The 10,468-nt window shown below is 55.6% G+C and carries 9 protein-coding genes, 3 tRNA genes and 1 pseudogene; 11 read left to right on the forward strand and 2 right to left on the reverse strand.

Annotated elements, in window-relative coordinates:
* The first annotated feature begins 161 nt into the window (after nucleotides 1-161).
* The 11 genes from uvrY (at nucleotide 162) to BN1127_RS23030 (ending at nucleotide 7,731) form a co-directional block, all read left to right on the forward strand.
* Nucleotides 162-806, forward strand: a complete 645-nt coding sequence (gene uvrY / locus BN1127_RS01940; RefSeq protein ID WP_042648288.1) for a UvrY/SirA/GacA family response regulator transcription factor — start codon at nucleotides 162-164, stop codon at nucleotides 804-806.
* 112 nt (nucleotides 807-918) lie between these two features.
* Nucleotides 919-2,772, forward strand: a complete 1,854-nt coding sequence (gene uvrC, locus BN1127_RS01945) for an excinuclease ABC subunit UvrC (protein WP_042648289.1) — start codon at nucleotides 919-921, stop codon at nucleotides 2,770-2,772.
* A gap of 293 nt (nucleotides 2,773-3,065) precedes the next feature.
* Nucleotides 3,066-3,620 carry a CDP-diacylglycerol--glycerol-3-phosphate 3-phosphatidyltransferase gene (pgsA, locus tag BN1127_RS01950; protein WP_042648290.1) on the forward strand — a complete coding sequence of 185 codons (555 nt, stop codon included), beginning with the start codon at nucleotides 3,066-3,068 and terminating at the stop codon, nucleotides 3,618-3,620.
* 181 nt (nucleotides 3,621-3,801) lie between these two features.
* Nucleotides 3,802-3,877 (forward strand) — tRNA-Gly (locus BN1127_RS01955).
* A 35-nt stretch (nucleotides 3,878-3,912) separates the two neighbouring features.
* Nucleotides 3,913-3,986 (forward strand) — tRNA-Cys (locus BN1127_RS01960).
* A 40-nt stretch (nucleotides 3,987-4,026) separates the two neighbouring features.
* Nucleotides 4,027-4,113, forward strand: a tRNA-Leu gene (locus BN1127_RS01965).
* 349 nt (nucleotides 4,114-4,462) lie between these two features.
* Nucleotides 4,463-5,668 carry a tyrosine-type recombinase/integrase gene (locus BN1127_RS01970; RefSeq protein ID WP_021139619.1) on the forward strand — a complete coding sequence of 402 codons (1,206 nt, stop codon included), beginning with the start codon at nucleotides 4,463-4,465 and terminating at the stop codon, nucleotides 5,666-5,668.
* Between the two features lie 147 nt (nucleotides 5,669-5,815).
* Nucleotides 5,816-6,172 (forward strand): hypothetical protein, encoded by a 357-nt coding sequence (locus tag BN1127_RS01975; RefSeq protein WP_034523852.1) that lies wholly within the window; start codon nucleotides 5,816-5,818, stop codon nucleotides 6,170-6,172.
* On the forward strand, nucleotides 6,165-6,467 hold the full coding sequence (locus BN1127_RS01980; protein ID WP_025201450.1) for a YkvA family protein: 303 nt from the start codon (nucleotides 6,165-6,167) through the stop codon (nucleotides 6,465-6,467). Before BN1127_RS01975 ends, BN1127_RS01980 begins: the two co-directional genes overlap by 8 nt.
* Before the next feature lie 136 nt (nucleotides 6,468-6,603).
* Nucleotides 6,604-7,239 carry a hypothetical protein gene (locus BN1127_RS21020; protein ID WP_042648291.1) on the forward strand — a complete coding sequence of 212 codons (636 nt, stop codon included), beginning with the start codon at nucleotides 6,604-6,606 and terminating at the stop codon, nucleotides 7,237-7,239.
* A gap of 60 nt (nucleotides 7,240-7,299) precedes the next feature.
* The gene (locus tag BN1127_RS23030; protein ID WP_331418917.1) at nucleotides 7,300-7,731 is read left to right on the forward strand and encodes a DUF2787 family protein; all 432 of its coding nucleotides are present in this window, start codon (nucleotides 7,300-7,302) and stop codon (nucleotides 7,729-7,731) included.
* Here the strand turns inward: BN1127_RS23030 and BN1127_RS23035 are convergent.
* Nucleotides 7,618-8,127: pseudogene (locus BN1127_RS23035) on the reverse strand (nuclease-related domain-containing protein); the annotation flags it as partial. The gene BN1127_RS23030 and the pseudogene BN1127_RS23035 overlap by 114 nt on opposite strands.
* Before the next feature lie 267 nt (nucleotides 8,128-8,394).
* Nucleotides 8,395-9,402: a Fic family protein gene (locus BN1127_RS01995; protein ID WP_041206994.1), complete on the reverse strand. Its 1,008-nt coding sequence runs from the start codon at nucleotides 9,400-9,402 to the stop codon at nucleotides 8,395-8,397.
* Nucleotides 9,403-10,468: the final 1,066 nt, after the last annotated feature.

A 10,468-nucleotide genomic window follows, 5' to 3' on the forward strand; every position in this document is an offset into this window, starting at 1 on the left:
AATCATGGGTAATCAGGTAATAATTTGATTTAAAACGGCTTTTACGAGCGCTTTCAAACTTTTCCCGGCCATGGTTTGCCAAATCAACGAGTTTGGTTATGATGCAAGACGCCGTGTTAACCCTAACTGGCATATAACGAGATAAAAAACGGGGTGTTTGGGTGATTAATGTATTCCTGGTCGATGATCATGAGTTGGTGCGTACAGGGATAAGACGCATTTTGGAAGATGTCCGCGGGATCAAGGTGGTGGGCGAGGCACAGAGCGGGGAAACTGCCGTGGCCTTCTGTCGGCAGCATCACCCTGACGTGATCCTGATGGACATGAACATGCCGGGCATCGGCGGCCTGGAGGCGACCCGCAAGATCCTGCGGATCCGGCCCGATGTGCGCATCATTGTGCTGACCATTCATTCCGAGAATCCGTTCCCCACCAAGGTGATGCAGGCGGGGGCCGCCGGTTATCTCACCAAGGGGGCCGCGCCGGACGAGATGATCCACGCCATTCGCCTGGTGCACTCCGGCCAGCGTTACATTTCCCCCGAAATCGCCCAGCAGATGGCACTCAGCCAGTTTGCCTCGGCGGACGAGAATCCCTTCAAGCCCCTCTCCGAGCGTGAGCTGCAGATCATGATGATGATCACCAAGGGGCAGAAGGTGACCGACATCTCCGAGCAACTGAACCTGAGCCCGAAGACGGTCAATAGCTACCGCTATCGGCTGTTCAGCAAGCTCAACATCAATGGCGATGTGGAGCTGACCCATCTGGCAATTCGCTATGGCATGCTGGATGCCGATACCCTGTAACGGGCGGCGTATAGCCATCAAAGGCGGCCTGTGCCGCCTTTTTGCTTTTTGCCGCCCCGGCGCAGTATGCTCTCCCCGTCTTTTTGCATTCATCCGTTGAGTCGAGTTGCCGATGACCCTCTCTCCCGAGCCCCTTTTTGACAGCAAGGCCTTTCTGAGTGCCGTGACTCACCAGAGCGGCGTCTACCGTATGTATGACGGCGGTGGCACCGTCATCTACGTGGGCAAGGCCAAGGATCTGAAAAAACGGCTCGCCTCCTACTTTCGCACCAATGTCGACAGCATCAAGACCCGCACCCTGGTGCGCCAGATAGCCGACATCCAGGTCACTGTCACCCACACAGAGACAGAGGCGCTGATCCTCGAGCACAACCTCATCAAGCAGTACCAGCCCCGCTACAACGTGCTGCTGCGCGACGACAAGTCCTACCCCTGGATCATCATCACCGCGCACCAGCACCCGCGCATCGGTGTGCATCGCGGTGTCCGCAAGGTGAAGGGGGAGTACTTCGGCCCTTACCCCTCCAGCGGTGCGGTGCGTGAGAGCCTGCACCTGATGCAGAAGATTTTCCAGGTGCGCCAGTGTGAAGACGCGGTCTATGCCAACCGCAGCCGTCCCTGTCTGCTCTATCAGCTCAAGCGCTGCGCCGGCCCCTGCGTGGCGGGGCTGGTGAGCGAGGCCGAATATGCCCAGCAGGTGGAGCTGGCCAAGCTGTTCCTCGCGGGCAAGAACCAGCAGGTGATAGGCGAGCTGGTCGGCAAGATGGAATCCGCCAGCGGCGATCTGCGCTTCGAGGAGGCGGCCCGCTACCGGGATCAGATCCAGGCCCTGCGCCGGGTCACCGAGCAGCAGTCGGTGAGCGGCAACGTGCTGGACGAGCTCGACGTGGTGGGGGTGGCCTTCGAACAGGGAACCGCCTGCATCCACGTGCTCTTCATCCGTCAGGGCAAGGTGCTGGGCTCGCGCAGCTACTTCCCGAAAGTGCCGGCCGATACCCCCCTCGACGAAGTGGTGCAATCCTTCCTGCTGCAGTTCTATCTGTCGGGGCAGGGGGGGCGGCAGATCCCGAGCGAGGTGCTGCTGGACGTGGCGCTTGAAGACGAGAATGTCATTGCCGAGACCCTGAGCCAGACCGCCGGCTACAAGGTGCGGGTGCAGAGCCGTACCCGCGCCGAGCGGGCCCGCTTCATCAAGCTCGCCTCCATCAATGCTCAGACCGCGCTGCGCTCGCGCCTCGCCCACAAGAGCACCATCACCGCCCGCTACGACCAGCTGGAGGAGCTGCTGGAGCTGGAGCGTCCCATCGCCCGCATGGAGTGTTTCGATATCTCCCACACCATGGGGGAGCGCACCGTGGCCTCCTGTGTGGTGTTCAACCGGGAGGGACCGCTCAGCTCCGAGTATCGGCGCTTCAATATCGACGGCATCACCGGCGGGGATGACTACGCCGCCATGGAGCAGGCGCTGGAGCGGCGCTTTGGCAAGCAGCAGGAGCCGGACAAGGTGCCTGACGTGCTGTTTATCGATGGTGGTCTCGGCCAGTTGCGCCGCGCCGAGGAGATCCTGGCGCGCCAGCTGGAGTTTCTGGGTGGCAAATACCCGCTGCTGGTGGGCATCGCCAAGGGGGTGACCCGCAAGGCCGGGCTGGAGACCCTGATCCTGGGGGAGAGCCACGAAGAGCTGCACCTGCCGGCAGATATGCCCGCTTTGCACCTCATTCAGCACATTCGCGATGAATCCCACCGTTTTGCCATCACAGGCCACCGCGCGAGACGGGCGAAAGCCCGCACCACCAGTACCCTGGAGGATATCCCGGGGGTGGGGCCCAAGCGGCGGCAGGCGCTGCTCAAATATCTGGGCGGCTTGCAGGAGGTAAAGAAGGCAGGGGTGGACGAGCTCGCCAAGGTGCCCGGCATCAGCCAGGAGCTTGCCCAGTCCATCCACGACGCCCTGCACTCGCTCTAACCCTGAATAAACAGGCTTATTCCGGGCTGGCGGCGTTCGGAGCAATCGGATATCCGGCATCAGTCAGGAGCGGGTCTGACCAGGGTAACCCAGAGTGGCTTGCAGTTGATGTGGATCCCGCAAACCGGCTCCGGCCGCACAAGAGCCGTGACGCAGGGGGCCCGCAAATGCCATAATGGCATGCATCCTGAGGTTATTGACGGATTAATAGACCAAGGCGGGCGCCTGTCCGGTTGCAACGGTGATCGGCTTGGGGCTACCATGTAGCGGCATACAAGAAGTGGCTGAAAATAATGACAAATATTCCTAACCTGCTGACGTTTTTTCGGATTTTGCTCATCCCCGTCTTCGTCATCCTGTTCTACCTTCCCTATCAGTGGTCCTACCTGGCGGCCGCGCTTGTCTTCATCCTGGCGGCCGCGACCGACTGGTTTGATGGTTATCTCGCCCGCAAGCTGAACCAGTCAACCGCCTTCGGCGCCTTCCTCGATCCTGTTGCCGACAAGATCATGGTGGCCGCGGCCCTGGTGGTCATCGTCGAACACTACAACACCATCTGGGTCACCATCCCGGCCATGACCATGATTGGCCGCGAGATTATCATCTCCGCCCTGCGCGAATGGATGGCGGAGCTCGGCAAGCGCTCCTCGGTGGCGGTCAGCTGGATTGGCAAGTGGAAGACCATGATCCAGATGGTGTCGCTGACCGGCCTTATCTGGCAGTACGACATCTGGTTGGTGTGGCTCTCCTACGTGCTGCTCTATGTCGCCACCGTGCTGACCTTCTGGTCCATGTTCCAGTACATGAAAGCCGCCTGGGGCGATCTGACCTACCACTCCCGCTTCTAGTCTGCCCATGGGCAAATGGTTGTTTCCTTGTCGTTGGGGCCGGGAAACGGCCATGAGTGGCAAAAATGTGGGGGAAGGGCAAAAAATGCCCGAACGATCAGCGTATTAAATGTTTTTGGTTGACTGGACGAGGAACATCGCTAGAATGCGTTCTCGTAGTCAGGCAGTCAGCCAGACCAATGCGGGAATAGCTCAGTTGGTAGAGCACGACCTTGCCAAGGTCGGGGTCGCGAGTTCGAGTCTCGTTTCCCGCTCCAAATTCAGACAATCGAGAGCCAACTCTCTTTTGCATGGCGCGTTAGCAAAGCGGTTATGCAGCGGATTGCAAATCCGTTTAGTCCGGTTCGACTCCGGAACGTGCCTCCATATTGACAAGCCCGTACGCGGACTTGATACCGATTGCGGTGCCCGAGTGGTGAAATCGGTAGACACAAGGGATTTAAAATCCCTCGACGTTCGCGTCGTGCCGGTTCGATTCCGGCCTCGGGCACCATTAAAATTGAAGAAAAAAGCCTTACAGATTAAACAGATACGACGCTTCATTGCGTCGTTTTTGTTTCTGCTCCCCAGCGTTTCCCCTCTCTCACTTTTCCTTTCTTGTCCATTTCTTGTCTAAGCGATTTACTACTTCCTGCAATTCGTTGCGAACAACCTGCTCAGTCTTCCAACATAGCCAAGGACGTTTGGTAGGCTACTGCTCCGGACTTTTCCGGGGTCTGTCTCTGGTACTAAGGCAAGCGTGGCGTGCTGTTACGTCTTGGCCGCGCACTTCCCAAACCCGCATTGAACCCCCTTTGAAACAGATATTAATCCCATGATCCAACCTATCATCGGAGGTATCTATGCAGACCAAATTTCGCTTTACCAATGCAGCCATCAAGGCTTTGCCCGCACAACAACGAGACGCAGGCGCTACTGAACTGGAGTTCTCCGATACAGAGGTCATTGGCTTAAAACTCTTGTCAGGAAAAAGCCAGGGCAGTAAGCGTTTCCTACTGCGCTATACCCTCCAGGGCAAGAAGCGCAGCATCGCTTTGGGACGATTCGGCGATATCGATGTGAGCCAAGCCAGGACCATTGCCCGCAAGTACAAGGCGATGCTGGCAGAAGGCATCGACCCGGTAGCAGAGCGGGATAGCTACAAAACTGAGCCCACCCTTTCGGAGTTCTTCTGGCAGACCTTTTTGCCGCACCTCAAGACCATCGGCAAGCGGTCGATCAACAGCGATATTCAGCGGTTCAAACACAACATAGAACCACGCTTTGGGGCCATGCGTTACCGACAGCTCAAGGCGATGGATGTCCTGCAGTTGCAATCGGAGATGGTTCACCCTAACAACCCTCAGCAGACGGCCTACGCACCGAGTACCGCCAACCGTGTGCTGGCCCAGTTAAAGACCATGGGTAGCTATGCGGTGCGCTGGGGCATTCTGGACACCAACGAGGCGGCCAAGATCAAGCTGTTGAAGGAGGACAATGCCAGGACACGCTTCCTATCGATTGAAGAGATGAAACGGGTCATTGAGGTGGCATTGCAGGATCGCAATCAAGCCGCAGGCAGCTTCATTGCGATGCTCTACCTGACGGGGGCAAGAAAATCAGAGGTGTTACTCGCTAAATGGGAACATGTGAACTGGGAGGATAAGACGTTGTTCGTACCCCTGACCAAGAATGGCAAGAGCCGGATCATTTATCTGAGTGCGCTGGCTATCGATATTCTGGAGAAGCTCCCCAGAATAGCCGGTAATCCCTATGTATTCGCGAGCCAGCATATTCGATGTCAGGGCAAGCCCATTGGTGAACCCAGATGTGCCTATGAACGGGTGTTGCAGAAAGCGGGTATCGAAGACCGCGATGAGGTCTGCTTCCATACGGCTCGTCATTCTGTCGCCAGTGCCTTGGTCTCTTCCGGGCAATACAGCCTGTATGATGTCAAGGCGCAACTGGCCCACGCCAGCATTCAATCCTCCCAGCGGTATGCAAAGCTGACTTCTGAGCGCAGTCGTAATATCAGCGAAGGTCTCTCGTCGATGATCCAGGCAGAGTGACCGAAAAGGTATTGTTTATAAACAGATATTAATTACCAGACAGCGCTGTCACATCGGCTGTTGGTCCACATTTCACAGTTCCCAGGCCCTTAAGTTCATCTGAGCTTAAGGGCCTTTTTGTTGGAGAGAAAAACGATGAAAACTTGTATGGAATGGCCGGAGGAGTCATTGCTCGCGGCCTACCCGGCACTCCACGCCTCGGTCATGGAGCAAATTATCGAGCCCTTTTCATCAGTAGAGGAGGCGAGGGCATTCTGGGACGCGACCGGTTGTAGTCTGGTCATTATCGAGATGACTGACTCGATGAGTGAGTTCCAGGCCATGCCACAGCATACCCAGAATCAGGTGATGTTCGGTTTGCGTTACCCGGAGCAAGAATTCGCCATATCCGAAGATTGGCGTCTGCTGCTGGCCATTCTCAACGATGAGGGGGCGGGAATTTACCTGCTGATCCACTCAGATGCACCGCTGCTTCCCACCCTGGAGGCGATGCACCATGAGTAATCCCAGCCATAGCGACATTATGCGCAAGTTAAAAGAGATCAAGGGAATTAAGGAGCTGCTGGAGAAGGCCGTGCTCTTGTATGTCTTGCTCACGGATGGCGATCTGCCGGTCTGGTGCTATGCGCTCATCATCGGTGCGCTGGCTTATCTGGTAAACCCGTTCGACGTGGTACCAGATCCCATTCCATTTGCCGGTTATCTGGATGACTTATCAGTCATCACCTCGGCATTAGCCGCACTGCCGGTTAAGTCGCACCACCGTCAATCCGCGAAAGATCGAATGAGATCACTGTGACAGTGATGGAGTCGGTCCTGCCACGCTATCGCGTTTTCTATGACCCTTTATCTATGACCCTTTATCTATGACCCATCTACCGATGATCTGGAGATCGCAATCTCTGGTTATCTAACGATGTTGTAAGGAAACTATCATGACAAGACCCCGTAAAAACCGCGTTGAAGAGACCCCTAAATCTGTCAGTAATACGGCAGCAGCATCAAACACCCCCGACACCGCGCCAACCACAGAGCCCCCACTCACATCCGGAGCAAGCGGCTGCGCCGACCCCCTCTCGCCAGCCCTTGCGGCTGACGCCGACAAGGCCAGGCCTGGACCCGGCGACACCGCAGACTCCGTGCCCGGCGGCCCTGCACCCATACACACCTTGCTCAACCATACCGCCGAGAAACTCAGTGCCCGATCAGAAGGTTTGATTTTCTATGCCATTGGTCGTCATGAAGAGAGTGGCGAGCTGTTCCTGAAAATCACCGGCAATCAGGGTGGGGGTCTGCATAGCAAGGAGTGGATTGCGCTGTCGGCGATTGACGGTGTGTTGTGCTCCTTGCCCGCAGACAAGCCGTTTAAATCCAGCGTTATGAAGCGACTGTTTAAAGGTGGCAGTGCCAATAACGCCGGATTCTTATCAGCCATTCTGCGCTCGGACGGGCTGAAGTTGGTCCAGAAGGCAGACGGCAATCCGATGCTGCACGAACTGGTGCCTGATTACCTTGAGCGCTTGGGTTCGCTAACCAATGAGCTCTGTACCGTATCTTCTACCATCGAATAACCCCTGCATAGCACTCACCTGTCCAAGGGTGAGCCCTCCAACAACCAATCTGAGGTGATTATGACGATCCCATTTGCGGGCGATTTTGCCCTGCCTGTCAGTCAGGCATTGATGAGTATTCTGGATCAGGAACTGGTTAGATCTGGAATGGTGCTGAAGGGAAAATCTAGTCTGGTCTTCAACTTCCGAGACCCGGATTACGGCCCGGTCCGTGGCGGCTTTCATCCGGTAGAAATACGGCTGCTCAAGCGTAAAGACAGGTGGCTGTTCGATTACGTGACGGACTTTAGCTATCAGGGGCCGGAAGAGATGGCTGATGGGTTTGGAGCGGCCTTTAGTCTCGATGACAAAGACCCCGTTAGGGCAGATGATCAAATGGTCGATATTGAATCCATCAAACGGGATATCGTGGTAAACCCGATAGGGGTGGTGTTGGGGCCTAACGATTTGGTCCAGCTCCTGGCCAACCGCAAGTTCACAGGAGTAACCTAGCTTGAGGTGCTGAACCTTGTTGGCCATTTTGTAAGTTTTGGTTGTGCCATAGATAAAGATACCCAGCATCACGATCCCGGAAATCAGCATCACAGTCGTGCTCATAGCCCTCTTATCGATATAGCTCTGTAACAAGAGGTAGAACCCGATCATCATCAGGGTCAATGGCGTGAATAGCATTTGGGAAAAGAGATCTATTTGTAGGTCCTGGATTTGCTGTTGCAGGGTGTGACCCGCTGGCCTGAGCAGGTCGGCGGTCAACGGGCTGACCCTATGTGAGCGAAGCCTTTTTCTTATTAACAAGATGATCCCGACAGATAAGAAAATCGGGCCCAAGAACAAGCCAGAAGTTGCGAGAATAGATACCGCGAGCGACGAGAATTCCATTTCATGCATCTTTTGGGGATGTGGTGAGGACAGGTTAGCTGACCTATAGGAGTCTATCCATTGGGATGTGGGGCAAGTATCACAGTATCTGATTATCCCCAATGGAGATCTTACACCTTGTGGTGTTAGTGAGATAAAACAGAGAGTTACTGCGCCCCCTTTGTGCGCAAATGGGGTTCGTTGCGCTTGGGTTTACTTGGCTGGTTGTATGTCTACTGATACAACCCGGAAGCTGGGCGGCTGTAGTAACACACTCGGTGGCCTTAGCAAGCTGTCCTATGACAACACTTCCCATTGCCCACCCTTGCGCGGACCAACAAAGCGTAATCGTCCTGCCTTAACCAACGCCGCCGCCGCTCGCTCCACAGTGCTGGTCGATCTGCCTATCCGCTCGGCTACTTGTTTAAGGGTCAAGGTCGGCTCAGCCACCAAGATAGCCAACACCGCATCCGGCGTTTTTACCCGCATTTCTACCGGCGTTTCTACCCGCATTTTTTCCAGCTGTGTGAACTGTGATGCCGGTTGTGCGGCAATCGCCTCGGTCAACGCATCTCGCAGCGCCTCTAGCAGAAACAGAATAAAATCGGTGCAGTCACTCAGCCTGTCGGCCAGACTTAATTGGTGGTAGTAGTGCTCTTGGCGCTCTTTGATGATCGCTTCCACCGGCAGGAAGGCCATCACTGGTTGCCAACGGCTCAAGATCACCGTTTGCCACAAGCGCCCCATACGACCATTTCCATCGGAAAAGGGGTGGATAAACTCCAACTCGTAGTGCAAGGCACAAGAGGCGATCAAGGGATGGGCCTCTGTTTCTGCCAACCATTGCATCAGTTGTTCCATCAGACGCGGAACCTGAGTCGCGGGGGGAGCCATATGTACTAATTGCTCACCCCGATAGATGCCGACCCCAGCACTACGCCATTGCCCTGCATCGTCGCATAACCCGTGCATCAAACGTTCATGGGCCCTGAGCAAATCCGCAGAAGAGGTAGGGGCCCAAGCCGACATTGCTTCATAAGCGGCAAAGGCATTGCGCACCTCCTGGATCTCACGGGGTAATCCCAGTACAGGTTTGCCGTCGATCACTGCCGTGACTTGATCCAGGCTCAGGGTGTTGTGCTCGATAGCCAGGGATGCCTGGATGGTGCGGATCCGGTTTTCCCGGCGTAGCATGGGCACTTGCGAGCTCTGCGTCGAGCGCCATTGCCCCACCAATTCTGCGATCTCCGCCACCCGGCTCAACATGGCGTGGGTCAGGGTGAAGGGAGGGGAATAGGCTGCCATGGGGGACTCCGACTGAAACGATTGCAAATGCGAAGGCTCAGAGATTATCAGATCGGGGGCAAGACCAACACGCCGGCGTATCTTTGCGAATTCTGTGATAAGCGGTATGCGATGTTCTATGACGGGGTGCGATTTGTTGCGAACTTGCTGTGTTACTCGCTCCATCTGCTTGCTATTTCATGCAATGAGATGCAAACGAGTTCCTTTGATTTAAAATCCCTTGACGTTCGCGTCGTGCCGGTTCGATTCCGGCCTCGGCACCATTAAAATCAAATACTTACGAAGGCCACTAGCGATAGTGGCCTTTTTGTTTTTGCGTCAATGCCCACACTTGGTCCACACGACCTTATTTCGGCAGTTATGCCCGCCTTACTCCCCGTAGCTCCCGTAATCCAGTCGTAGCCAAGGGTCAATGTCGAGTCGATGGGGGGTTACCATCTGGATTAACGGTCCGGGCCTCTGCTCATCGGGCTGGCCCTGTGGTGGACACGATAGCGCGATCTCGCCGTCATCCTCGAGCCGGTGGCACCCTCATCTCGTTTTCGCCCCATCTGGGGCTATCCAATGCAATATCGTCGGAAGAGATGGTTGGATAGAAGAAAAAATACTTAGACGTCGGCTGCGAACTTGGCATGGGGAAGGGAGCCTTATTCGAGGCTGTGCCTGCTTGCCATTGCCTATGGCTCTTGCCGCTGTCTCGATCCCGCCTGCTCCCACCGAATCAAATTGATAGCATGCAACTGCCGTGGCTGGGCCACGATTTCACTGGAAAAAGGGGGGGATTCGGTTGGCTAGGAGGGCATCAGCAACCGATTGTTGAGCGGGGTCGTTATGTCCGGATAGCCTCATTTTTTGCGCCATTCCTTGCGCGCGCAGCGGCGGAAGCTGTCGTACGCTTGGCGCTTTATCACCAAGGAACCTCTCGATTGAACTTCAACAAAGCCAGACCAGACGGGGACGAAAATTGAACGAACACAAACCTGAAGGAATCCATTATGAGTGTGCTCAAGATGAGATACGTGCTCCTCAGCACGTGGACGCTGTTTTTAGCAACTGCCCCGTAAAC

Source organism: Aeromonas media (genome assembly GCF_000819985.1).
Lineage (GTDB): Bacteria > Pseudomonadota > Gammaproteobacteria > Enterobacterales > Aeromonadaceae > Aeromonas > Aeromonas media.

Excerpts from the sequence above, each read along its gene's own strand:
- pgsA (WP_042648290.1), top strand. The coding sequence starts at position 3,066 with ATGACAAATATTCCTAACCTGCTGACGTTTTTTCGGATTTTGCTCATC.
- BN1127_RS21020 (WP_042648291.1), top strand. The coding sequence starts at position 6,604 with ATGACAAGACCCCGTAAAAACCGCGTTGAAGAGACCCCTAAATCTGTC.
- BN1127_RS01995 (WP_041206994.1), bottom strand. The coding sequence starts at position 9,402 with ATGGCAGCCTATTCCCCTCCCTTCACCCTGACCCACGCCATGTTGAGC.
- BN1127_RS01975 (WP_034523852.1), top strand. The coding sequence starts at position 5,816 with ATGGAATGGCCGGAGGAGTCATTGCTCGCGGCCTACCCGGCACTCCAC.
- BN1127_RS23030 (WP_331418917.1), top strand. The coding sequence starts at position 7,300 with ATGACGATCCCATTTGCGGGCGATTTTGCCCTGCCTGTCAGTCAGGCA.
- BN1127_RS01970 (WP_021139619.1), top strand. The coding sequence starts at position 4,463 with ATGCAGACCAAATTTCGCTTTACCAATGCAGCCATCAAGGCTTTGCCC.
- uvrC (WP_042648289.1), top strand. The coding sequence starts at position 919 with ATGACCCTCTCTCCCGAGCCCCTTTTTGACAGCAAGGCCTTTCTGAGT.
- BN1127_RS01980 (WP_025201450.1), top strand. The coding sequence starts at position 6,165 with ATGAGTAATCCCAGCCATAGCGACATTATGCGCAAGTTAAAAGAGATC.